Raw genomic sequence first — 22,372 nt, 5'->3', positions numbered from 1 at the left:
TCAGACCTGAGCGACCTGGCTACGGCGCACACACTCGGTGACGACGTCCCGCAGGCTGCCGGTGTCCGCCAGCAGCCGCCGCTGCTCGTCGGCGCCGTTGCCGTCCCGCAGCAGGCGCTGGACGGCCTCTTCCACCATCGCCAGGTCGCCGCTGTCCGCGAGGGCGTCCCTGGTGTGCGCCAGCAGGGCGCCCAGGACCGCCTCCGCCGCCCGGGGCCGCAGGGTGACGGGATCGAGCAGTTCCCCGCCCAGTCCCGAGCGGGCGGCGCGCCAGCCGGCCATCCGCGCCAGCGCCACGCCGTGGTCGACGGGCTCCTGTCCGGCCCGCCACTCCCGCGCGGCGGTCTCCACCAGCGCACGGGCGAGGGCGGCCACGAGCACGGCGGTCCCGGCGCGCAGGCACACGTCGGCGACCCGGATCTCCACGGTCGGAAAGAGCCGGGCGAGCCGGGCGTCGAAGTAGACCATCCCCTCGTCCAGGATGACGCCGGTGGCGACCATGTCCGCGACCAGCCGGTGGTACCGCGCCGCGGAGCCGAACAGCTCCGCCGGTCCGGCGGACGGCCAGCGCGCCCACACCCGGCTGCGGTAACTGGCGTACCCGGAGTCCCGGCCCTGCCAGAAAGGGGAATTGGCGCTGACGGCGACGAGCACGGGCAACCAGGCCCGCACCCGGTCCAGCACCCCCACCCCCTCCTCGTCCGACTCCACGGCAACATGCACATGGCACCCGCAGACCAGCTGCTCCCGGGTGGCGATCCCGTACTGCTCGGCCATCCACTGATAGCGCCGGCTGACGCTGAAGGAGGGGCTGACCGGCAGCGGCGAGCTGGCCAGCGCGGCAACGGCGCACTCGAGCTCCCCGGCGAGCCGCGCGGCCTCTTTACGGCACCGCACGATCTCCTCTCCCAGGTCCGTCATCTCCGCCTGCGGCTGGGTGGCGAACTCCAGCATCTGCCCGTAGAGCTCCTTCTCGAACACGCCCTGCCCCGGATCCGCCAACGCGGCCCGGGCCAGCACCGCGGCCGCCGACGCCTTGGGCTCCCCCGACTCCGGGTCGACGAGCAGAAGCTCCTCCTCCACTCCGACGGTACGCACGCGCTCCCGCCCTCCATCCGCGCCACCACCGAACGCGGCAGCCTCCGCACCCCCCGACTTCCCACGCCGACCGGGGGGACACCTGCGGGGAAGCGGGCGGCCCCTACGCTCACTCCTCGGCGAACAGCTCCGCGGCGTCCGTGACGTGCATGGCGCGCTGGGCCCAGATCTCAAGCCGTTCCAGGTCGGTGCAGGCGTGCACCTGCTCGCGCACGGCGCCGGTCACCACGAGCCCACGCCACTCCAGGAGCCGCAGAACCATCTCGGCACGCTCCTGGACACGCCCTTCTTCCCGGCCTTCTTCCCGGCCCTCCTCACGCCCTTCCTCGCGCACCTGCTCCGCCAGCGGGTGTCGCCAGAAGTACTGGATCGCCGTCATCAGGTCCCTCCACATCTGCTTCGCCTGAGGATCAACCAGGCACGAGTCGACGAACTGCACGAAGACCGCGGCGCTGTCACGGTCAATGGTTTTCAGGGCGGCTGCCAGCGACTCCAGTATGGCCGGGGCCTGCCGACCCCGCCCATGTGTCATCGCCGAGAGCACCGCAAGGGGTACGTCGTCCTCGGCCTCCCGCACATCCGCGATCACCGGCACGTTGTCCGGCCCCAGCACCAGCGGACGCACCGTCAGCGACTCCCACCCCCGTGAGCGAGAAGCGGCTGCGCCGTCTCGCCTCGAACTACGCCTGCACGGACCAGGAGTTGGTCGACGCCCTGGCGGAACTGGCGACCGTCCGGACCAAAGGCTGGTGGGAGGAGTACCGGGAGCTGCTGCCGACGCCGTTTCTCGATCTCGCCGAGCTTGAGCACCACGCGGCCTTCCTCCAGGAGGTCCAGTTCCTGTTCGTTCCCGGGCCTCTTCAGACGGAGGACTACGCTCGCGCCGTCTTCTCCGACCGGGTTCCGGAACTCCCCGCCGGGGAAGTCGAGTTGCGCGTTCGCCATCGGATGCGACGCGCGGCAACCGGCGGCGAGACCCCCTACAAGGCAGTCGTCCACGAGGCGGCGCTGCGCATCATGGTCGGCGACCGCAGCACCTCACGGACCCAGCTCACGCACGTCCTGGAGGCGTCGGAAGCGGAGCATGTCACCGTCCGCGTCATCCCCTTTCGCCTGGAGGGGTTCACCGGCGCCGCGAGCGCCATGACGTACGCGGGAGGCGCCGTACCGAGGCTGGACACGGTCGTACGCGACGGCCCGCAGGGAGCCGCCTTCATCGACTCCGAGGCACAGCTGGGCACCTTTCGAACGCTCTTTCATAAGGTGGAGGCCGCATCGCTCGACCCCGGGCGCTCGCGCGACTTCATCCACAAACTGTCGAAAGAGCTGTGAGGCACCCGATGGACACCTGGCGGAAGTCGTCCCACTCCGGCCCCGGCGACGGCGACTCCTGCGTAGAGATAGCGAACTCCCCCACCCGCATATCGGTCCGCGACTCCAAGGTCCCGGCCAGGGCCGTCCTCAGTTTTCCGGCCGAAGCCTTCGCCGCCTTCCTCCGGAGTCTGAAAACGGCGCGGCTCCCCCAGTAGGCCGGTGCCGACCACGAGGTCCGATTCGCGCCAGTGTTCTGCGGTGGGCGGCGCGATGCTCGTCGTCATGAACCGATTCGAAGGAACTGTGGCCCTGGTGACCGGCGGAAGCCGGGGTATCGGCGCTGCCGTGGCTCTGCGGCTGGCCGAAGAGGGCGCCGACGTGGCCCTGACGTACGAGAACAGCGCGGCGCTCGCCGACGGGGTGGTGAAGCGGATCAAGGACGGTGGCCGCCGGGCTCTGGCCGTCCAGGCCGACAGTGCGGTCCCCGAGAGGCTGGCCGCGGCGGTGGAGCTGACCGTCGAGACGTTCGGCGGACTGGACGTCCTGGTCAACAACGCAGGGGCGTTCCTCGTCGGCCCGCTCGAGGACCTGGGCGCGGCGGAGATCGACCGCACCTTGGCGGTGAACGTCCGGGCGCCGTTCGTGGCATCCCGGGCGGCGGCACGTCACATGGGCCAGGGCGGCCGCATCGTCAGTATCGGCAGCAACGTGGCGGAGCGCACGGTCTTCCCGGGTCTGGCCCTGTACGCGATGAGCAAGACGGCCCTGATCGGGATGACCAAGGGCCTGGCCAGGGAACTCGGCCCGCGCGGTATCACCGTCAACCTGGTGCACCCCGGTCCCACCGACACGGACTCCAACCCCGCCGACGGCCCCAACGCGTCGGCGATCGCCGGGTTCACCGCGCTGGGCCGCTACGCGGACGCCGCGGAGATCGCCGCCACCGTCGCCCACCTGGCGAGCGCGGACGGCGGGTACATCACCGGAGCGGCGATCAACGTCGACGGAGGGTTCACGGCCTGACACCGTGTGAGGAACGGCCCCGACCGCCCTGTCCGACGGGAGACCTGGCGTGACGGGCTACTGGCCTGATCCGCTCTGCGGACGCCGGGCTCCCGTCTGGAGCGATCCCGCCGCCGTCGCGAGTGTGCGGGCCGTTTCGATCACCGTCTCGCGGCGGCGGGCAAGGGCCGCCTCATAGGTGTCCTCGTCCAGGACCATGCGGCACATCTTGGGCACCGCGAAGTTCCACGAGATCAGGCCCATGAGGGTGAACAGCAGGTCCTGGGCGGCGCGGACGCGGGCCTCTTCGGGGAGGTCGCCGGCCACGCCGCCGGCCACGAGCCGGTGGGTCTTCTCGCGGAAGGCGTCACGGCGGCCCCGCGCGCCCTCCCCGGGTTCGTCGCCCGCCTCCAGCGCCTCCCACATGAGCAGCCTGATCAGCTCCGGATGCTGCTGGTAGCAGTCGAACATCCGCCCGACCGATTCGGCGACCGCGTCGGGATCGATGGAGATGGAGACGCGGACCTCCTCCAGCTTCGCCCGCACGACGGCGGCGAACAGCTCTTCCTTGCCGCCGTAGTAGAGGTAGATGGCCTGCTTGTTGGCCTTGGCGGCGGTCGCGATCCGGTCGACCCTGGCCCCCGCCAGCCCGCGCTCGGCGAACTCGGCTGCGGCGGCGGCGAAGATCCGCCGTCTGGTGTCCTCCGCGTCATAGGCCATGGCCGAATTAAACCATCCGGTTGACTCCGGTCCCCCCGGGCGGCAGTATCGGCGTCAGTAAAACAACCGGATGGTTTATTTCACCGTGGCGCCGTTCCACGCGTCCGCCGTTCCGCGGTTTCCCGGCTCGCTCGATCGATCGAAAGGCCTCCCATGACCACCGCACCTCCCATCCCGGTCCGTTCGCCGCTGTCCAGCGGCCTCTTTGGCACCACCGCCGTCCTCGTCGGCGCCAGCTCCGGCATCGGGCTGGCGGCGGGCGTCCTGCTGCGTTCGGTCGGCGCCCGCGTCATCCTGGTCGGCCGTGACCCCGACCGGCTGAAGGCCGCCGTCTCCCGGGTGCGCGAGGCCGATCCGGCCGACGGCCCCGACGATGCCGTACTGGCCGTCGCCGGCGACGGCGGGGACGAGCGGACCCTCGCCGAGGCCTTCGACCGGGCGGGCCATGTCGACCATGTGCTCGTCACGGCGGGCGGCCTCAGCGGCATGGGGCCGGTGACCGGGCTCTCGGCCGACGACCTCCGTGCGACCTTCGACTCCCTCCTCCAGCGGGCCTTCACCATCGCCCGCACCTCGGCGTCCCGGCTTCCAGCAGGAGGCTCGCTCACATTCAGCTCGGGGATCCTCGTGGCCCGCCCCCGCCCCGGCATGGCCGCCCCGCTGTCGGCGGCCGGCGCCGTGGAGACCCTCACCAAGGCCCTCGCCGTGGAACTGGCCCCCGCCCGTCTGCGCGTGAACGCCGTCCGCTACGGCCGGATCGACACCCCGCTGCTGCGCTCGCTGCCGGGGCTGGACTCCGACGAGGCGGTCACCGCCGCCGGTTCGGCCGTCCCCGTCGGCCGCTTCGGCACCGCCGAGGAAGCCGCCGGCACGACCCTCTTCCTCATGGCCAACAACTACGTCACCGGCCAGATCCTCACCGTCGACGGCGGCGAAAGCCTCGCCTGACAGGCCCCGCGCCTGGGCAGGCGCGCCGCTACGACCCGGTCGGCGCGGGCCCGGTGTGCGTGAGGCGGGCGCGCAGGCGGGCCGCGTCCTGGACGGGCGGGAGGCCGTAGGCAGTGCGGTACTCGCGGTTGAACTGGGTGGCGCTCACGTATCCGACCGCCTGGGCGATCTGGGCGGCCGTGGCGTCCCCGGCGACCAGGCGCCGCCGGGCCTCCTGGAGCCGCAGGTGTTTCTGGTACCTGAGCGGGCTCATACCGGTGGCCGCCTTGAAATGCCGGTGCAGGCTGGCCGCGCTCATGTGCGCCACCGCGGCGATCTCCTCGATGCCGAGCGGCTCCGTGTAGCGGGCGCGGATCCAGCGGGCCACCTCGCGCACCCGGGTCGCGGTCGAGTCGGCCAGTGACCACTGGCGCAGGACGGGGCCGAGGGAGCTGCGCAGCAGCCGGTAGAGGATCTCGCTCTCGACGCGGCCGGCGAGCGGGCGGATGTCGTCGGGGGTGCCGAGGAGCTGGACCCAGCGGGTGACCGCGTCGGCGAGTTCGGGGGGCATCGGCGCGACGACGTGCGCGGCGGTGACCGCCGGGGCGGGCCGGCCCGTCTCGGCCAGTTCCACCAGCAGTTCCGTGAGCGCCTCGCCGTCGAGGCGCAGGGACGCGGACCGGTAGGGCACCTGCACCAGGTCGGCGGTGACGGGCAGGTCGATGGTGGTGAGGAGCATTTCCCCGGGGCGGGCGACCCGGACCAGCTCGCCCGCGGTGGTGCGTTTCGTGCCGCTCGCGACGAAGCAGATCGCCGGTTCGTAGAGGAGGTGGGCGGGCTCGACGGGGTGATCGACCGCGGCCAGGGAGAGCCGGGGAACCGCGGTGTCCGAGCCCGGTGCCACGCAGTGCCGGTCGATGGCCGCGACGAGTCGTTCCAGCACGGCGTACTCCGTTCCTGAGAGGATCAGGCAATCCTATGCGGTCACTGCCCCATGACCCCCGGGCGCCGTCTCCCTAGCGTTGACCGCATGGCACAGCACACCACACACCTCCCCCGGCGCACTCTCGGCGGCCAGGGCCTCACCGCCGGGGCGATCGGTCTCGGCACCATGGGCATGACGATGGCGTACGGCGCCCCGGACGAGCGGAGCAGCATCGCCACCCTCCACCGGGCCCACGAACTCGGGGTCACCCTCTTCGACACGGCCGAGCTGTACGGCCTCGGCACCGGCAGCAACGAGCAGCTCCTCGGGCGTGCCGTGCAGGACTTCCGCGACGACATCCTGATCGCGACCAAGTTCGGCTTCGACCTCTCCGACCCCACCAGGATCGGACGCGCCCTGGACAGCCGTCCCGAGCACATCCGCGAGGTCACCGAGAACAGCCTGCGGTACCTGGGCACGGACCGCATCGACGTGCTGTACCAGCACCGGGTGGACCCCGACGTACCCATCGAGGACGTGGCGGGCACGGTCGGCGAGCTGATCGCCGAGGGCAAGGTCCGTTTCTTCGGGCTGAGCGAGGCCGGCCCGGAGACCATCCGCCGCGCCCATGCCGTGCACCCCGTCTCGGTGCTCCAGACCGAGTACTCGGTGTTCGAACGGGCCGTGGAGGCCGAGATCCTGCCCGTGGTCCGGGAACTGGGCATCGGCTTCGTGCCCTACTCCCCGCTCGGGCGCGGCTTCCTCACCGGCGCCGTCAAACCGGCCTCCGAGTACGACGCGGACGACATGCGGCACACCATGGACGAGCGCTGGCGGCCCGGCAATTACGAGAAGAACGTCGCCGCGGTCCGGGAGCTGACCACCCTGGCGGAGGGCAAGGGCGGCACGGTCACCCAGCTGGCGCTGGCCTGGCTGCTCGCGCAGGGCGACGACATCGTGCCCATCCCCGGCACCCGCAGCCCGGATCGTGTGGCGGAGAACGTGGCCGCCGCGTCCGTCGACCTGACGCCCGCGGACCTCGCCCGTATCCAGGAGATCCTGCCGCAGGGGGCGGCCGGGTCCCGCTACCCGGCCGCGGTCATGCCGACCTGGCAGTGATCGCGGCGACCTGGCGGTGATCGCGGCGACGCGTTCGGCGGGCCCTGTAGATTCGTCGGGCGAGCCCGTTCCCTGGTGAGAGGGGTTGGTGGAGATCGCCACGCAGGCCGGTGCCGTCACGCAGCCCCGGGTGCCCCTGAGCCGGACCCGGGTGCTGAGTACGGCCGTCGCCCTCGCCGACGAGGGCGGGGTGGACGCGCTCAGCATGCGCAGGATCGCGCAGGCGCTCGGTGTCGTCCCCATGGCGCTCTACAAGCACGTGGCCAACAAGAACGAGCTGCTGGACGGCATGATCGACGCCCTCGTCGGCGAGATCGACCCGCCGGCCGAGGACGGCGGCTGGAAGGCCGTCGTACGTCAGCGGGTGCTGTCGGCCCGCCGCATGCTGCTCCGCCACCCCTGGGCGCCCGAGGTCATCGAGTCCCGGATGAAGACCCGGGCCGCCCCGACCCCCGCGCTCCTGGAGTACCTCGACTCGATGGTCGGGATCTTCCGGGCCGGGGGGTTCCCGATCGACCTCGTCCATCACGCCCTGCATGTCATGGGCAGCCGCCTGCTCGGCTTGTCGCAGGAGTTGTTCGAGGAGAACGCCGACGGCGAACCGGACGCCGACGCGCTGCCGCCCGAGGTGATGGCCGCGCGCTTTCCCCATCTCACCGCGCTGGCCATGGCGGTCGCCCACGACCCGGACTCCGTCGTCGGCTCCGGCTGCGACGACCAGTTCGAGTTCGAGTTCGCCCTGGACCTGACCCTCGACGGCCTTGAGCGGCTCCTGAACGCCGCCTGACACGCGACCCCTTGACGGGTGTACGCCGTACACCTACCGTGCCAGCGAGAGGTGTACGGCGTACACCCCGAGGGGGGAACCATGAAGGCGATCGTTCAGGAGCGGTTCGGGCCGCCGGACGTGCTGCGGATGGCGGACATCGCTCCGCCGGAGGTCGGCGCCGGACAGGTGCTGGTGCGGGTGCGGGCCGCCGCGGTCAACCCGTACGACTGGCACATGCTGCGCGGTGACCCGTACGTCGCCCGGCTGATGGGCGGCGTGGGGCTGACCCGGCCGAAGTCACGGGTGGCCGGGATCGACGCGGCCGGGGAGGTGACGGCGGTCGGCGCCGGGGTGGACGGGCTGCGGGTCGGCGACGAGGTGCTGGGATTCTGTACGGGCGCCTTCGCCGAGTACGCCCGCACCACCGCCGACCGGCTGGTACCCAAGCCCGCCGGCCTCACCTTCGAGGAGGCCGCGGCGGTGCCGATGGCGGCGGTGACCGCGCTGCGCGGCATCCGGACCGTCGGCCGGGTCGCGGCCGGGCAGCGGGTGCTGGTGAACGGGGCCGGGGGTGGCGTCGGCACCTTCGCCGTGCAGATCGCGGCGGCCCTGGACGCGGAGGTGACCGGGGTGTGCAGCACCCGCAACGTCGACCTGGTGCGTTCCCTCGGCGCCGCGCACGTCGTCGACCACACCCGCGAGGACTTCACCGACCGGGGCGAGCGCTACGACGTCATCCTCGACAACGTCGGCAACCGCCCGCCGGGCCGGCTGCGCTGGGCTCTCACCCCGCACGGGATCCTGGTGGCCAACGGCGGCGGTTCGCCCGGCCGGCTCTTCGGCGCGGTCGGCGCGATCCTGCGGCTCGTCGCGATCGACGCCGTCGTACGGCAGCGGCTCCGGCCGATCCTTCCCGCGGTCCCGGACGGGCCGGTCCACCAGGACCTGCTCGCCGTGGCCGCGCTCGTGGCGGCCGGCCGGCTCACCCCGGTGGTCGACCGGACGTATCCGCTGGCCGACACCGCCGCGGGCGTGCGCCATGTGGAAGGGGGGCACGCCCGCGGCAAGACCGTGATCACGGTGAGCGCTACGACCGGGAGTGGCTCGCCAGGAAGTCCTTGATGTAGCCCATCGTCTCCTTCGTCGACCAGGGCTTCGCGTCCGCCGCCGCGGACGAGCCGTCGGAGGCCGAGGCGCCCGGGGCGGCACTGGAGATCGCCGCCCCGAAGCTCACGTCGCCGTGGCCCGCCCCCGTGAGCACCACGCGTTCGGCGTCGACGCCCTCGCCCTTCAGCGCGGTGAAGAGGTTCAGCGTCTGGCTGGGCGAGACCAGCGGGTCGGCGCTGCCGTGCATCAGCAGGAACGGCGGTGTGGAGGAGGAGATGTGGGTGGCCGGGTCGGCGGCGGCCACCTGGGCGGTGTACTGCTTGACCGACTTATCGGTGCAGGGACCGTAGACCCACTGCGCGGAGGCATTGCCCGCCGCGTAGTTGCTGTCCTTGGCGGCCCGGTCGTAGTCGGCGGCCAGCTGCGACAGGTCGGCCGGGCCGAACTCGTCCACCACCCCCTGGACTTCGCTGCTCCGGTCGAGGTCGCCGCCGATGTCGTACGTCTTGTCGCCGTTGGTGACACCGGTCATGGCCGCGAGGTAGCCGCCCGCCGACTGGCCCCACACGAAGACGTGGTCCGTGTCGATGCCGTAGGTGCCGGCGTGCGCGCGCAGATAGCGGATCGCGGACTTCACGTCGGCGAGGGCGTCCTTGTAGGTGGCGCCGTCGGCCACGGTGCGGTACTGGATGCCGGCCACCGCATAGCCCTGGTCGGCGATGTAGGTGCGCTGGGCGAGGTTGCCGGTGCGGTCGGCCAACTGCCAGCCGCCGCCCGTCACATACACCACCAGCGGCTTCTTGCCCGAGGTCCTGGGCACCTGGATGTCGAGCTTCAGGTCGGTCGTGGTGCCCTTGGTGGCCGGCGAGGAGTAGGTGATGTCGTCGGTCGTCGTGAGCGTCGACGTGTCGCAGGTGATCGCCGCGCCCTCGGGCTCGATGACGGTGCTGGTGCTGTTGTCGGTCTTCTTGATCGTCTTGGCCTGGCCGAGGCTCTGTGCGCCCGTTCCCGCACCCCCGGACGGCATGCCGCTGCCCTGGCCCTGCGGTATCCCCGCCGTGTCCGCCGGACAGGCGGAGGCAGCGGGGGAGGCGGATCCGGATGCCGAGGACGTCGTGTCCGTCGAGTCGTCGGATCCACAGGCGGTCAGGCCGATCGCGGCCAGGAGCGCGGCCGTGGCCACGGCGGCTCCCGTCCGGCGGCGGGGCGGTGTTCCGGGTGTGACAGGTCGAGGCATCGCAGGAATCTCCCGAGGGCAGCGCATGGCGGCAATAAGCGGAGATAGCATCTCCACATCCACTGGGCCGTCACTGTAACACGAACCGGAGATGTCATCTCCGGTTCGTGTCTGCCGAGGTGAGTACGATGTGGGCCGACGATCACACGCCTTCGAAAGTGAGACCCCTGTATGGCGCCGCCCCGCGCATCGGGTGAGTCGGGCGGATCCGGCACGCCCCGGCTGCGACGCGACGCCGAGCTGAACCGCCTCCGGCTCATCGCCGCCGCCCGCGAGGTGTTCCGCGAGCGCGGGCTGAGCGTGACCCTGGACGACGTCGCGCGTCACGCGGGGGTCGGGGTGGGCACGGCGTACCGGCGCTTCCCCAACAAGGAGGCGCTGATCGACGCCGTCTTCGACGACATGCTGGGCCGCGTCGAGGAGGCCACGCGGGAGGGTGCCGAGGACCCCGACGCCTGGCGCGGGCTGGCGACCAGCCTGGAGCGGGTGGCGGAACTGCACGCCCTCGACCGCGGTCTGCGCGAGGTGCTGCTCGGCACCGACCGGACAGCGCCGCGGGGGTCGGAGTTCGGGGAGCGGATCAAGGGCCACGTCGATCGCGTGGTCGAGCGGGCCAGGGAACAGGGCGTGCTGCGCGCCGACGCCGAGCCCTGGGACCTGGTGATGATCCAGCAGATGCTGGGGGCGGTCACCGATCGCAGCGGTGAACCGGAGCTGTGGCGGCGCTATCTGCGGCTGCTGCTGGACGGCCTGCGCGCCCGCCCCGAGTACACGGAACCGCTGCCCGGCGGCGGCTTCGGCGAGCACCTGACCCCGCCGGGCGCGGGCTTCGTCCCGCGCAAGGACCCCCCGCCGGCCGGCTGACCACCGCCGGCCGGGCGGATGCCCGGCCGGCCCTCCGCCCGGCCGGCTACGCCAGGCTGGTGACCGCCGTCAGCCGGTGCACGTCCTTCGCCGTGCCCGTGACGCCCGACAGGAAGCCCTGTGCGCGAGGTGAGGCGTTCTCGGTGAGCCAGGCCGGGTCGATGTCGCAGACCGCGACGCGGACGCCCGTGCCGACCAGGGCAAGGGGAAGCGTGTGGACGACGGTCGAGGGGAAGCTCAGGATCGTACGGCCGATCGGGCCGCGGCGGGCGATCAGTTCCAGCGGGAGGTCCGGGCGGACTATCTCCAGTCCCGTCTCGCCCGCGAGGCGGTGCAGCTTCTCCGTGCTCTCCCTGCGGTGCGCGAAGTAGCGCGTCGCGCCGTGTGCCTTCGCCAGGCTCCGGACGGCCTCCAGATAGCGGTCGCCGTCCACCACCCCGGTCTCCACCAGGGACGTGCCGACCATGTCGGCGCCCTTGGTGATGCGCGGCGGGCCGAAGCGGGCCCGGGTCCAGCCGAAGTCGTTCGCGGTGACCGTCACTCCCGCCGGGATCTCCGTCACCGGCATGGAGGAGAAGACCTCCACCCGGCGGCGGTCGCTGGGCGTGAGGCGGCGGCGCGCGGAGGAGGAGACGGGGGCGAAGAGCAGGTCCCGGGCGCCCGGGCGGCCGCCCTTGCGGTGCCAGCGGACCAGGCGTTCGCCGCGCGCCAGCTGGGCCACGAACTCCATCGTCGCCGTGCCGTCGTCGACGACGACCAGGTCACGGGCGCGGGTGATCGTCAGCAGGAGCTGCACGTAACGGGAGAAAGGATCCCCCATCACGATCCGGTCGGCCCGGCGGAGGGAACCCGCCAGGCCGCCGATCGTCTGGAAGGGGGCGGTGGTGCCGCCCCGTGCTTCCTCCCAGCGGACCCGGTAGCCCTCGTCACGGGCCAGTTCCGCCATACGGCGCAGCTGGCCCCGGGTCATGGGGTCGGTCGGGGACAGGACGACGATCGTGAGTTCCGCGCCGGGTGCCGCCGCCGATATGGCGACCGATGCGCGGCGGGCCTGCGGGGGCACCGTCGGCACCGGCTCCACCGCCCCGCGCAGGGCGTGGACATGCGCCCACTCCAGCACGTTCAGCAGCTGCACCGGACTCTCGACGAACGCGAGTGTGTGGGGGCCGGGGTTCCCGGCGCGGGGGCTCATCGACGTACGACCGTCCCGTCGTCGTAACAACAGACGTAACTTCAGAACTTCAGCGGTGTCAGACCTGGACCGGCTCGCCGGCCGCCGCGGCGATCTCCGCCTCGGCGACGACACCGGTGACGCGGCGCAGCTTCTTCATCGGGCCGAGCTCGGAGTCGTAGACCTTCTTGACGCCGTCACCGAGGGAGGCCGAGATGGTGCGGATGTCGCGGACCAGGCGGACGAGGCCCTGCGGCTCGACGGAGGCGGCCTGGTCGGAGCCCCACATCGCGCGGTCCAGGGTGATGTGGCGCTCGACGAAGGTGGCGCCGAGGGCGACCGCGGCGAGGGTGGTCTGCAGGCCCGTCTCGTGGCCGGAGTAGCCGATCGGGACGTTCGGGTACTCCTTCTCCAGCGTGTTGATCACGCGGAGGTTGAGCTCCTCGGCCTTCGCCGGGTAGGTGGAGGTGGCGTGGCAGAGCAGGATGTTGTCCGAGCCGAGGACCTCGACCGCGTGGCGGATCTGCTTCGGGGTGGACATGCCGGTGGAGAGGATGACCGAGCGGCCGGTGGCGCGCAGCGCCTTCAGGAGCTCGTCGTCCGTCAGGGACGCGGAGGCGACCTTGTGGGCCGGGACGTCGAACTTCTCCAGGAAGGCGACGGCCTCGGTGTCCCACGGGGAGGCGAACCAGGCGATGTTCTTGCTCTTGCAGTACTCGTCGATCTGGCGGTACTCGTCCTCACCGAACTCCACGCGGTGGCGGTAGTCGATGTAGGTCATGCGGCCCCAGGGGGTGTCGCGCTCGATGTCCCACTGGTCGCGCGGGGTGCAGATCTCCGGGGTGCGCTTCTGGAACTTGACGGCGTCACAGCCGGCCTCGGCGGCGACGTCGATCAGCTTGAAGGCGTTCTCCAGCTCACCGTTGTGGTTGATGCCGATCTCGCCGCAGATGTAGACGGGCTTGCCGGGGCCGACCTCACGGGAACCGAACGTGCGCAGACGGGAGTTGCTCATGACTGTGGGGTGTCCTTACTTCGGGAGGGAATCGAGAGAGGGGCCGAGGATCCAGCTGGCGATCTCTCGGATCGCGCCGTCGCCACCCGGGACGGTGGTGACCGCGCGTGCGGCGCCGCGTACGACGTCGTGGGCGCTCGCGACCGCCACGGGCCAGCCCACGAGGGCGAAGCACGGGAGGTCATTGACGTCGTTTCCGACGTAGAGCACGCGCTCGGGAGCGATGCCCTGCTCCTCGCACCACTGCTTGAGTGCGAGGTCCTTGCGGTCGATGCCGTGCAGGACCGGGATCTGTAGTTTCCGGGCCCGTGCGGCGACGACCGGGTTCTGCTCCGTGGAGAGGATCAGCATCTTGAGCCCGCTCTTTCGCAGGGCGGCGATGCCGAGTCCGTCGCCGCGGTGCACGGAGACGAACTCCTTTCCATCGGCGTCGATCAGCACCCGGTCGTCGGTCTGGGTGCCGTCGAAGTCCAGTACGACCGCGTCGATGTCGTCGGCGGTCGGCAGCGAACCGGGACGGTCCGCGTCGAAGAGGCCGGCCAGCGCGCGGGCGCGGGCCAGGTCGTGCGGGTCGTCGATCTCCAGGACGCGGGCCGGGTCGGTGCGCACCAGCTCGGTCTGGCCGAAGAAGCGGTGCTGGTGCTCGCGGAAGCCGTCGGCGCGCATCGCGTAGGCGGCGCCGGTCTCCAGGAAGTCCTGGGGGCGGTCCTGGCGGCGGGGGCGGAAGGACTTGTCGTGGTTGACGCCGAAGCCGCCGCTGGCGGAGGCCTCGTCGGCGTCACCAATAGTAGGTACCGGCACCGGGGCGTCCACCTCGTCGCGCCAGACGAAGCCGTGGAAGGGCGCCACGGTCAGGGCCGTGTCGGCGCCGTTCTCGACGATCGCGCCGGCCACCCCGTCGATGTCCTCGCGGATGATGAACGGGCTGGTGCACTGCACGAGCAGCACCACGTCGACCGGGGCGCCGTGCAGCGCCTCGTGGGCGTCCATGGCGTGCAGGACGGCGGCCTCGGAGGTGGCGGTGTCACCAGCGATGGCGGCGGGGCGCAGCACCACCTCGGCGCCGGCGGACCGGGCGGCCGCGGCGATCGCCTGGTCGTCCGTGGAGACGACGACGTCGGTCACCAGGCGGGAGGCGCGGCACTCGCGGACGGCGCGGGCGACCAGCGGGACGCCGCCGACCGGCAGGAGGTTCTTCGCGGGCACGCCCTTGGAGCCGCCGCGCGCGGGGATCACGGCGAGTACCCGGGGTACGGCCGTTTCGGGGTGGGACATCGGCTCTGTTCCTTCGGATGCGTGGAGCTGGGCTCCTTGGCGCGGGATCCGGTCGCTCACAGCTCTCCCATTCGTCGGATCACGGGGGCCACCCGCTGGACGCCGTGGCGGTAGGCGCCGCGTGCGGCCCGGCGCACGATCTGGCGGACGGGGCCCGGGGCCTTGTCGGCGGCGGGCGCGCCGGGCAGCGGTACGCCGTCGGGGCCGAGGTGGTGGCGGGCCAGGATGCCGGGCAGGTAACCGGGCGCGGTCTCGGGTGTGTAGTACGGGTTCAGGGGCGGCAGACCGCCGGGCCGGGCGAGCAGCTTGGCGATCCGCTCACGGCCCGCGTCGAACGCGGTCGCGTACGAGCCGTCGGCGGCGACGCCCTGCCGCGAGACCCACTCGGCGTCGGGCACCGGGCGGTGTCCGGCGTCGAGCTGGTCCCAGGAGGCGAGGCAGCCGGAGCCGACGAAGTGGTGGTTGCCGAGCGTCTCGCGGACCCCGAGGTCGGTGAGGACCACGGTGGGGATCCGCCGGTGCAGGGCTTCCAGAGCGGCCGTCGAGCTGACGGTGACCAGGAGGTCCGTGCGGTCGAGTACCTCGCCCATGTGCCCGTACACCAGGCGGAAGTTGGCGGGCACGTCCTTGCCCTGGACCAGCTTCTGGTACGGCAGTTCCTCGATGTGGGTGGTGTGCTCGCCGGGCTTGGAGCGCAGCTTGAGCAGCACCTCCCGCCCGGGGTGCCGACGGGCGTGCTGGATGAGACGGTCGAGCAGGTACGTACGGTCCTTACGGCTCTCCGGGACCGAGGGCTGGGCCGCGAACACCACGGTGTAGGGCTCGTGTTCACCCTCGTAGGGCGCCCCGCCGAGGAACGGCAGCGCGACCTCGGTGACCGAGGAGGAGTCGGCGCCGACCCCGTCGTACACGGCCCGGAAGCGGTCCGCGTCCTGGCGGGAGTTGGCGAGGACCAGGTCCGCGCCGTGCCGCAGCAGCAGGCCGTCGGCGAGCTTCTCGTAGACGACGCCGACATAGCCGGTGACGACGACGGGCCGCTTCTCACGGCCGGCGAAGGCGCTGCGCAGCCCGTGCAGCATCGCCTGCACCCCGCCGCCGACGAGGGAGAGGACGAGGATGTCGTACGACTCCGCGCCCTCGGGGCCGGCTTCCATGGCACGCAGGAACTCGACGGCCGTCACTTCGCGGAGCGAATCCGCGTGGACGCCGACTTCCTGGAGCTGGCGGGCGGTGGGGGTGGCACGGCCGCGCAGGAGGTAACCGTCGAGTCGGACGTCCGAATTGTCGCTTTCGTTGGGAATCAGGCGCTTCGCGGTGAGCGCCCCCCACTTCCACCGAGTATCGGAATCCGCCAGGACGGCCACCCGCAGGGACTTCGTTGCACTTGCTGGCACACCCAAGACGCTAGGAAGCGATTCCGAGGATCTCCCGAACCAGAATCCAACAAAGGGTTAACAACACATCGCCGAATGGCGAATCAGCCCAGGATAAGCCTTGAAAAAGCCCTGATTCATAGCTTCGACACATGTCGTTCACCTGGTGTCAAGGCGGCAGTCAGGACGGATGACGGGCGCCCCTCTAACGTCCCCCACGTGGTCAAGCTCTCCGTCATCGTGCCGTTCTACAACGTGCAGCAATACGCGCCCGACACCCTGAGGAGCCTGCGCGCGAACGCGCGTGAGGACTTCGAATTCATTCTCGTCGACGACTGCTCGACCGACGGGACACCAGAGATTCTCGCGCGTGCCGAGCGCGAGCTGCCCGGCGCGGTCCATGTCAGACACGAACAGAACGGAGGACTGGCCACCGCGCGCAACACCGGCATCGACAAAGCGCGCGGTGAGTACGTGACCTTCCTGGACGGCGACGACTGGCTCGCGCCGGGCTACTACCCGCAGCTGGTGGACGCCGTCGAGGCCCTGGGCTGCGACTTCGTCCGTACCGATCATGTGCAGTGCACCGCCCGGGCCCGCACCGTGCACCGGGTGCCGGTCGGCCGCCGGAACGTGGTGCTCAGCCCGCGGGACGCGATCCTGCCGACCGACCGGACGACCTCCGTCGACTACGCCTACGCCTGGGCGGGTGTCTACCACCGCCGCCTGGTGGACAAGGGGCTCGTGCATTTCACGGACGGGCTGCGCACGGCCGAGGACCGGCCGTGGATCTGGAAGCTGCACCGGGAGGCCGAGTCCTTCGCGGCGGTGAACCTGCTCGGCGTCTTCTATCGGCGTGGCGTAGCCTCGTCACTCACGCAGATCGGGGATGTCCGTCAGCTCGACTTCATTCGCGCGTTCGACCAGGTGATCGAGGAAACCGCGCAGGACGCGGAAGCGAAGGAACTCCTGCCGAAGGCCGTCCGTACCTACTGCGCCATCATTTCCCATCACCTGGGATCCATCGAAAGGTTCGAGCCCGCGGTGGCGAAGAAGCTGAAATCCATGAGTGCCGCCGCACTGCGGCGCATGCCGCAGGACGTGCTGGACGAGGCCCTGGACTCCATGGACCTCCAGCGCGCCACCAAGCTGCGCCGGCTGCGCCGCCGTCCCGCTCCCGCGGGGGCCGCCGCGTGACCACCCAGATCTTCCAGGCGTCCACCCTCTACGGCACGGCCACCCTCGCCGCCGCCCTGGACTCCGGCGTCTTCCGCCCGGCCGACCGGCGCATCCTGCTGGTCTGCAACAACGCGGCGACCCCCGAGACCACCCCGGGCCTGGACGTGGCGCCCGGCTTCGAGCGGCTGCGTGACCGCTTCGACGAGGTGATCTCGTACAACGAGACGATCTTCCCGTTCCACCCCGGCGGCTGGGCCCCGCGCCCCGAGGACCTCCCCCTGTGGGAACGCTTCCTGCGCCACGAGTGGCGGCTCGGCGACGACGACGTGGAACTCGCCGTCGAGTCCATCCAGGTCAACCCCTCGCTCAGCCTCACCCAGATGTTCACCGGCGCCCCGGTCACGGTCTACGCCGACGGCCTGATGAGCTACGGCCCGACCCGCAACAAGATCGACCCGCTGATCGGCACCCGGGTGGACCGGGTCCTCCACCTCGACCTGGTGCCGGGCCTGAAGCCGATGCTGCTCACCGAGTTCGGTGTCCCCGGCGAGGTCGTGCCGACCCCGGCCTTCACCAAGGTGCTGGCCGAACTGGCGCCCAGCGGCGACGAGTTGCCGGCGATCGAGGAACCGGCCCTGCTGCTCGGCCAGTACCTCTCCGCGCTCGGCATCCTCTCCGCCGAGCAGGAGGAGAACCTGCACGTCCGGATGTTGAAGGGCGCCGTCGAACTCGGCCACACCAAGGTCGTGTTCAAGCCGCACCCCTCCGCCCCGGCCCGCTTCGTGCGGACCCTGGAGGAGGAGGCCGAGAAGCTCAAGGTCGACCTCACCGTCCTGGACACCACGGTTCTCGCCGAGGTGCTGTACCAGAAGATGCGCCCCGCGCTGGTCGTCGGCTGCTTCTCCACCGCGCTGCTCACCGCGTCCGCGCTGTACGGCCTGCCGACCGCCCGGATCGGCACCGACACGCTCCTGGACAAGCTCACCCCGTACGAGAACAGCAACCGCGTCCCGGTCACCGTCGTCGACGCGCTGCTGCCCTCACTCACCGACCGCAAGGCCGTCGAGGAGCAGCGCGCGCTGCTGACCGTCGGGGAACTCACCGAACTGCTCCGCGCGGTGGGCTTCGCCATGCAGCCGAAGATCCACCCGCAGCTGCGCGGCGAGACCGAGCGCTATCTCACCAAGCACCTCAACGACACGACCGTCCGCTACTTCAAGCGCAAGCGGCTGACCTCGCTCGCGCTGCCCGGCGGGGTACCGGCCCAGCTGGGCTTCCTGCCGCGCAACGCGACGGTTCGCCGGATGGCCCGCAAGGCGCGCAACCTGCGGCGGGTCGTGCGCCGGTAGCTCCGCTGGAGGCGCCGCGTCGTCATGTCGTCGGTCGGCCGCCGCGCCGTCGTGGCTGGTCGCGCAGTTCCCCGCGCCCCTTTGGGGCGCTGCCGAACCGCTTCTCGAAGGGGCGGGCCCACCACGGGCCCGCCCCTTCGGTGTTACCTGGCCAGGATCTTCTTGATCGTGGCGCGGTTCTCCTCGGTGACCTTCCACAGCTGCTGCTGGCGGTCGTGCACATCGGCGACCGTACGGCTGTGGTTGTCGAGGATGTCGATCGCGCGCTCGGTGAGGATCTCGCCGAGGTCGCGCTCGTGGACCGAGACACCCCACTCGGGCCGCTCGATGTCGTTCAGGAAGTACGCCATCTTCGGGTGCGAGATGAGGGAGATGATGGGCGTGCCGACACCGAACGGGATCATGCCGGCGTGCCCGCGCATGCCGATGACCAGGCGGGTCTTGGCGTACGTCTCACGGATCTCGTCGTTGGAGAAGTCGTACATCGGGATCACCGGCAGCGAGATGCCGTGCTCGCGGCGCAGGTCGAAGGCGATCTTCTCGTCGTCCAGCGAGTGGGCGACGCACTTGACCTCGGTGTGCTCCCCGATCTTGCGGACGGCCTTGGCCATCTCGGCGAGGAAGTGCGCGTAGTCGTGGCCGAAGCGCAGCCCCGCGCGGTCGTAGGCCGCGTTGAGCATGACCGTGTCCTCGCGGTACGCCGGGTCGCTCCAGCCGGTCACCAGCTGGCGCATGACCGTGGTGGGGCAGGGCTGGAAGACGACCTTGTCCTGGAGCTCCGGCGGGAGCATGCCGCGGACCTTGGCGATGGAGCCGTGGTTGCGCAGGCCGAAGAAGGAGGACTTCTCGACCAGCAGCCGCAGGCTCTCGTTGAACCGCCGGGCCCGGTAGGACTGGCCGTCGAAGGCGTTGAAGCCGACCGCGTAGACCATGATCGGGACGTCGATGGCGCGCAGGTGCTCGTCCGGGACGTTCCACTGCCAGGAGCTGTTGCCGTTGGGCATGGTGTCCGGGATGAACAGGCCGCCGCCGCCGATGACCAGACCCCGGCGGGCGTTGACCCGCTCCAGGGCGGCCTGGTCGAAGTAGCGGTGGGCGTGCACCGAGTGCCAGCGCCGGGAGGAGGTGTCCGGGCCGAAGCCGAGCCGGACGGTCTCCGGGAGCAGCTTGTCGCCCGCGTTGCCCTGCCGGTCCATGTAGAAGGCGACGTGCGCCAGCTGGTCCTCGGCGCTGCCCTGCTCCTGGGAGGGGACGGCGGCCGCGCGCTGCGCCCACAGGCGGCTGGAGCGGTGCGTGGGGTCCACGGTGAGGCCGGCGGTGGCGTACTTGAGGGCCTCGGTGTTGTCGCCGTACACCCAGGCGATCTGGGCGAGCCGGGAGAAGGCGGTCGCGGCCCGGTTGGGGGCGGCGGACGCGAGCAGCAGCTGGGTCTTGGCCTCCTCGATGCGGGAGACGCTCATCAGGGCGTGGCCGAGCACCTCGTGCGGCCAGGCCTCGTCCAGCGGGATGCGGACGCTGCTCATGACGTCGACGGCGTCCTGGTAGTCGCCGGACGCGATGTGCGCGGCGGCCACCTTGCGGGCGATCTCGACGTCACCGGTGCGCTTGACGTGCGGGGCGCCGAAGTGGACGACCAGGTCGTGGTGGAGGCCGCCGGAGGAGGCGAAGTAGGCCGCGTGGAACTCGGCGTCGCTCAGCTCGAACTCGCGCCAGCGGTCCTCGGCCTGGGCGTAGCCCGACTCGCCGCCCTGCCACGGCTTGTGCCGCCCGGTGAAGTGCAGGATCTTCGTCTCCTCGGGGACCGGGAGGTCGCCGGAGAGCCGCCGCTTGACGAAGTTGTACTTGGCGTCGAGGCGGACGAAGTCGCCGTCCAGGACGGCGTTCAGGATGCCCTGGTCGTGCTTGTCCAGCTCGTACTCGCCGCTGCGGCCGATCTTGTCGATCTTCGCGCAGAACTCGTCGGACAGGTACTCCTTCTGGATCACCAGAAGACCGGAGTTCAGCTTGTGCTGCCCGTAGAAGAACTGCGGCACGGCCGCGAGGCCCTCGCGCAGCTCCAGGAGCTCGCCGAGACCACCGAGGACGACCATGTCGGTGTCCAGGGTGATGATCGTGTCGTAGTCGCGCAGCCGGAAGATGTCGAGGATGAAGTACGCCTTGCGGACCAGGTAGTTGTCCTGGTCGCCCTTGACGTACGAGTCGTAGTGCGTGTCGTTGACCCGCTGGAGCACGATGCGCGGGTGCAGGGCACGGATCTTCGCGATGGAGGCCGGGCGCAGGTCGTCGTAGAGCACGACGAAGTCCTCGCAGACGCCCGGGTTGGACAGGGCGAGGCTGCGCAGCAGGACCAGGAAGCCGGGGAGGTAGTTCTCGTCCACGTAGGACGCGAAGGCTATCCGGCGCTTCTTGGTGAGGGCGCTCGCGTTGGTGTTCGGTATCGCGGGGGTGAAGGTGGTCGTCATCGCAGGGAGATCCTCATGTCGGTCACGCTCTGGGCCCGCTGCATGACCCAATCCTTCTCGCTGGTGTATTCGTGCACGGAGGTGATGGCCAGCTTCATGGCCTCCTGCACGCGGTAGGCGCCGCTCTCGTAGAAGTCGAACCCGATCAGGTCCAGCGTCGGGCTGACGTCCAGGAAGTCCAGCAGCCACAGCATGTTGAAGCCGGAGGTCGGGATACCCGACCAGGCGTCGGCCCCGATCTGCCCGATGTTGCGCATCGGCCAGCGCAGCGACTCGTCGGCGAGGTACTTCTGGGCGCCGGGCACCACCTTGTTGCGCAGCGAGTGCTTCCAGTCACCGGAGACGCCGCCGAAGATCAGCCGGGTGGTCACCGGCTTCTCCCAGTTGAAGGCGTGCTTGTGGATGCTGACGTGGATGTCGGTGCGCTCACCGGTGTGCTTCGGGTCGATCTTGTACGAGTTGAAGCGCACGACCAGGTCGTAGTCGTCGATCTCCTTGCCCATGCCGCTGGCGCCCACCCGGCCCGAGTTGGCGATGAGGCAGATGGACTTGCCGGCGATCTGGTTGCGGAACTCCCCGAGGGTGATCCACTGCACGCCGTCGAAGGTCGGGTTGCCGACCGGGCCGCGCATCCGGATCCGGCGCTGCTCGGAGTAGAGCGCGACGGCTTCGGTGAGACCGGCGTCACCGCCCTCGGCGAGGCGCAGGTCGAGGTACTGGCTGAGCAGCTCCTGCCGGTCGTTCACCGGCGCCTCGTCCGCGGCCAGGGCGAGCAGGGCGCCCACCAGGCGGGGCTCGGCGGCCTTCCAGTCCCCGAGGGCGTGCAGGGCCAGGCCCTCGGCCCAGGTGGCCGTGGCGGCCTCGCGGACGTGGTCCGCGGCGGCGGGGACCTGGCGCTTGAGGAGGTCCAGGAGTTCGCGTTCGCGCTCGCCCGCGCGGCGCATGCCGGAGATCCGGTTGGCGACGCCGAAGCCGTCGTCCTTGGTGAGTTCGAGGTAGCGCTCGTAGGCCTCGACGGCCTCGCGCTCCTCGCCGAGGCCCTCCAGGATGCGGGCCCGCAGCCGCCAGCCGGCGCGCGAGTTCTTGCGCTGCGCGAGGACGGTGTCGCTGATCACCAGGGCGAGGTTCAGCTCGTCGTTGTAACCGCACTCCAGGGCCTTGTTGGCAACCGCGAGCAGAGCGTCGAGCAGGTCGTTGTTGATCCCGCCGGCGGGGGTCGCGGCGCCCTTGACGGCCCGCTTGAGCAGGGCGGTGGCGCCGCCGGCCGGGGCCGGTGCGGGGGTGGTGGTGCCTTCGGTGGCGACCACCACCAGCAGCTTGCGCAGCTGCTCGGCCAGCTCCGCGCGACGGCGGTCGAGGCTGCCGACCACTTTGCCACTGTGCACAGCGCAGGCGTGCAGGCAGTCGTCCAGCTCCCCTCCGCGTGCAGGTGCCCGCCTGTTCTGGACCCTCGTCATAGCTCTCCT

20 protein-coding genes and 1 pseudogene are annotated in these 22,372 nt (G+C 71.0%); 10 read left to right on the top strand and 11 right to left on the bottom strand.

The features are described 5' to 3' along the window. Both ACFWXC_RS40565 and ACFWXC_RS40560 read right to left on the bottom strand, forming a co-directional pair. On the bottom strand, nt 1–1,098 hold the full coding sequence (locus ACFWXC_RS40565) for a glutamate--cysteine ligase (RefSeq protein WP_384487080.1): 1,098 nt from the start codon (nt 1,096–1,098) through the stop codon (nt 1–3). A 109-nt stretch (nt 1,099–1,207) separates the two neighbouring features. Continuing rightward, nucleotides 1,208–1,741: pseudogene (locus ACFWXC_RS40560) on the bottom strand (hypothetical protein); the annotation flags it as partial. A gap of 2 nt (nt 1,742–1,743) precedes the next feature. Between ACFWXC_RS40560 and ACFWXC_RS40555 the strand changes: the two are divergent. The 3 genes from ACFWXC_RS40555 to ACFWXC_RS40545 all read left to right on the top strand — a co-directional run bounded on the left by ACFWXC_RS40555 (nt 1,744) and on the right by ACFWXC_RS40545 (nt 3,435). Beyond that, a complete protein-coding gene (locus tag ACFWXC_RS40555) occupies nt 1,744–2,430 on the top strand; it encodes a DUF5753 domain-containing protein (RefSeq protein ID WP_384487078.1) in 687 nt (228 codons plus the stop codon). Nucleotides 2,431–2,438: 8 nt separating this feature from the next. Next, the gene (locus ACFWXC_RS40550; protein WP_384487076.1) at nt 2,439–2,627 is read left to right on the top strand and encodes a DUF397 domain-containing protein; all 189 of its coding nucleotides are present in this window, start codon (nt 2,439–2,441) and stop codon (nt 2,625–2,627) included. A gap of 67 nt (nt 2,628–2,694) precedes the next feature. Continuing rightward, the gene (locus ACFWXC_RS40545) at nt 2,695–3,435 is read left to right on the top strand and encodes a 3-oxoacyl-ACP reductase family protein (protein WP_384487074.1); all 741 of its coding nucleotides are present in this window, start codon (nt 2,695–2,697) and stop codon (nt 3,433–3,435) included. A gap of 57 nt (nt 3,436–3,492) precedes the next feature. On the opposite strand, the gene ACFWXC_RS40540 is transcribed toward ACFWXC_RS40545, so the two are convergent. Further along, complete coding sequence (locus ACFWXC_RS40540) at nt 3,493–4,134, bottom strand: TetR family transcriptional regulator (RefSeq protein ID WP_384487072.1); 642 nt, start codon at nt 4,132–4,134, stop codon at nt 3,493–3,495. Between the two features lie 153 nt (nt 4,135–4,287). Here ACFWXC_RS40540 and ACFWXC_RS40535 point away from each other — a divergent pair, with 153 nt between their 5' ends. Next, entirely contained in the window at nt 4,288–5,082 is a 795-nt protein-coding gene (locus ACFWXC_RS40535) for an SDR family NAD(P)-dependent oxidoreductase (protein WP_384487070.1), read from the top strand. 28 nt (nt 5,083–5,110) lie between these two features. Here ACFWXC_RS40535 and ACFWXC_RS40530 read toward each other — a convergent pair whose 3' ends face one another. Continuing rightward, nucleotides 5,111–6,004, bottom strand: a complete 894-nt coding sequence (locus tag ACFWXC_RS40530; protein ID WP_384487068.1) for an AraC family transcriptional regulator N-terminal domain-containing protein — start codon at nt 6,002–6,004, stop codon at nt 5,111–5,113. 87 nt (nt 6,005–6,091) lie between these two features. On the opposite strand from ACFWXC_RS40530, the gene ACFWXC_RS40525 reads away from it, so the two are divergent. The 3 genes from ACFWXC_RS40525 to ACFWXC_RS40515 all read left to right on the top strand — a co-directional run bounded on the left by ACFWXC_RS40525 (nt 6,092) and on the right by ACFWXC_RS40515 (nt 8,996). Continuing rightward, entirely contained in the window at nt 6,092–7,105 is a 1,014-nt protein-coding gene (locus ACFWXC_RS40525; protein ID WP_384487066.1) for an aldo/keto reductase, read from the top strand. 85 nt (nt 7,106–7,190) lie between these two features. Next, nucleotides 7,191–7,892, top strand: coding sequence for a TetR/AcrR family transcriptional regulator C-terminal domain-containing protein (locus tag ACFWXC_RS40520; RefSeq protein WP_384487064.1), 702 nt, complete (start codon nt 7,191–7,193; stop codon nt 7,890–7,892). A gap of 81 nt (nt 7,893–7,973) precedes the next feature. Continuing rightward, complete coding sequence (locus ACFWXC_RS40515) at nt 7,974–8,996, top strand: NAD(P)-dependent alcohol dehydrogenase (RefSeq protein ID WP_384487062.1); 1,023 nt, start codon at nt 7,974–7,976, stop codon at nt 8,994–8,996. On the opposite strand, the gene ACFWXC_RS40510 is transcribed toward ACFWXC_RS40515, so the two are convergent. Next, a complete protein-coding gene (locus ACFWXC_RS40510) occupies nt 8,962–10,164 on the bottom strand; it encodes a prolyl oligopeptidase family serine peptidase (protein ID WP_384487060.1) in 1,203 nt (400 codons plus the stop codon). The two genes, ACFWXC_RS40515 and ACFWXC_RS40510, sit on opposite strands and share 35 nt — an antisense overlap. Before the next feature lie 225 nt (nt 10,165–10,389). On the opposite strand from ACFWXC_RS40510, the gene ACFWXC_RS40505 reads away from it, so the two are divergent. After that, nucleotides 10,390–11,082 carry a TetR/AcrR family transcriptional regulator gene (locus ACFWXC_RS40505; RefSeq protein ID WP_384487058.1) on the top strand — a complete coding sequence of 231 codons (693 nt, stop codon included), beginning with the start codon at nt 10,390–10,392 and terminating at the stop codon, nt 11,080–11,082. Between the two features lie 46 nt (nt 11,083–11,128). Here the strand turns inward: ACFWXC_RS40505 and ACFWXC_RS40500 are convergent, their stop codons facing one another. From ACFWXC_RS40500 to ACFWXC_RS40485, 4 genes are read right to left on the bottom strand one after another with little or no spacing between them, the layout of a single operon-like run. Then, complete coding sequence (locus ACFWXC_RS40500) at nt 11,129–12,274, bottom strand: hypothetical protein (RefSeq protein ID WP_384487056.1); 1,146 nt, start codon at nt 12,272–12,274, stop codon at nt 11,129–11,131. Nucleotides 12,275–12,332: 58 nt separating this feature from the next. Next, a complete protein-coding gene (locus ACFWXC_RS40495; RefSeq protein ID WP_351741823.1) occupies nt 12,333–13,268 on the bottom strand; it encodes an N-acetylneuraminate synthase family protein in 936 nt (311 codons plus the stop codon). A 15-nt stretch (nt 13,269–13,283) separates the two neighbouring features. Further along, complete coding sequence (locus tag ACFWXC_RS40490; RefSeq protein WP_384487054.1) at nt 13,284–14,543, bottom strand: cytidylyltransferase domain-containing protein; 1,260 nt, start codon at nt 14,541–14,543, stop codon at nt 13,284–13,286. A gap of 56 nt (nt 14,544–14,599) precedes the next feature. Beyond that, nucleotides 14,600–15,937 (bottom strand): DUF6716 putative glycosyltransferase, encoded by a 1,338-nt coding sequence (locus ACFWXC_RS40485; RefSeq protein ID WP_384487052.1) that lies wholly within the window; start codon nt 15,935–15,937, stop codon nt 14,600–14,602. Between the two features lie 198 nt (nt 15,938–16,135). Between ACFWXC_RS40485 and ACFWXC_RS40480 the strand changes: the two genes are divergently transcribed. Continuing rightward, nucleotides 16,136–17,113, top strand: coding sequence for a glycosyltransferase family 2 protein (locus tag ACFWXC_RS40480; RefSeq protein ID WP_351742250.1), 978 nt, complete (start codon nt 16,136–16,138; stop codon nt 17,111–17,113). Beyond that, nucleotides 17,110–18,444, top strand: a complete 1,335-nt coding sequence (locus ACFWXC_RS40475) for a polysialyltransferase family glycosyltransferase (protein ID WP_384487050.1) — start codon at nt 17,110–17,112, stop codon at nt 18,442–18,444. The genes ACFWXC_RS40480 and ACFWXC_RS40475 overlap by 4 nt, the downstream gene beginning before the upstream one ends. A 143-nt stretch (nt 18,445–18,587) precedes the next feature. On the opposite strand, the gene ACFWXC_RS40470 is transcribed toward ACFWXC_RS40475, so the two are convergent. Beyond that, complete coding sequence (locus ACFWXC_RS40470; protein WP_384487048.1) at nt 18,588–20,906, bottom strand: glycosyltransferase; 2,319 nt, start codon at nt 20,904–20,906, stop codon at nt 18,588–18,590. Beyond that, nucleotides 20,903–22,276: a glycosyltransferase family 29 protein gene (locus ACFWXC_RS40465; protein WP_384487046.1), complete on the bottom strand. Its 1,374-nt coding sequence runs from the start codon at nt 22,274–22,276 to the stop codon at nt 20,903–20,905. The genes ACFWXC_RS40470 and ACFWXC_RS40465 overlap by 4 nt, the downstream gene beginning before the upstream one ends. Between the last annotated feature and the right edge of the window lie 96 nt (nt 22,277–22,372).

Source organism: Streptomyces sp. NPDC058683, assembly GCF_042716195.1.
Classification (GTDB): Bacteria; Actinomycetota; Actinomycetes; order Streptomycetales; family Streptomycetaceae; genus Streptomyces.
The sequence above is the reverse complement of the archived record's forward strand: the minus strand, read 5'-3'. Positions and strand labels throughout refer to the sequence as shown.

Coding starts and splice junctions, on each gene's coding strand:
- ACFWXC_RS40535 (WP_384487070.1), top strand. CDS start 4,288: ATGACCACCGCACCTCCCATCCCGGTCCGTTCGCCGCTGTCCAGCGGC.
- ACFWXC_RS40470 (WP_384487048.1), bottom strand. CDS start 20,906: ATGACGACCACCTTCACCCCCGCGATACCGAACACCAACGCGAGCGCC.
- ACFWXC_RS40550 (WP_384487076.1), top strand. CDS start 2,439: ATGGACACCTGGCGGAAGTCGTCCCACTCCGGCCCCGGCGACGGCGAC.
- ACFWXC_RS40545 (WP_384487074.1), top strand. CDS start 2,695: ATGAACCGATTCGAAGGAACTGTGGCCCTGGTGACCGGCGGAAGCCGG.
- ACFWXC_RS40490 (WP_384487054.1), bottom strand. CDS start 14,543: ATGTCCCACCCCGAAACGGCCGTACCCCGGGTACTCGCCGTGATCCCC.
- ACFWXC_RS40505 (WP_384487058.1), top strand. CDS start 10,390: ATGGCGCCGCCCCGCGCATCGGGTGAGTCGGGCGGATCCGGCACGCCC.
- ACFWXC_RS40495 (WP_351741823.1), bottom strand. CDS start 13,268: ATGAGCAACTCCCGTCTGCGCACGTTCGGTTCCCGTGAGGTCGGCCCC.
- ACFWXC_RS40525 (WP_384487066.1), top strand. CDS start 6,092: ATGGCACAGCACACCACACACCTCCCCCGGCGCACTCTCGGCGGCCAG.
- ACFWXC_RS40500 (WP_384487056.1), bottom strand. CDS start 12,274: ATGAGCCCCCGCGCCGGGAACCCCGGCCCCCACACACTCGCGTTCGTC.
- ACFWXC_RS40515 (WP_384487062.1), top strand. CDS start 7,974: ATGAAGGCGATCGTTCAGGAGCGGTTCGGGCCGCCGGACGTGCTGCGG.
- ACFWXC_RS40540 (WP_384487072.1), bottom strand. CDS start 4,134: ATGGCCTATGACGCGGAGGACACCAGACGGCGGATCTTCGCCGCCGCC.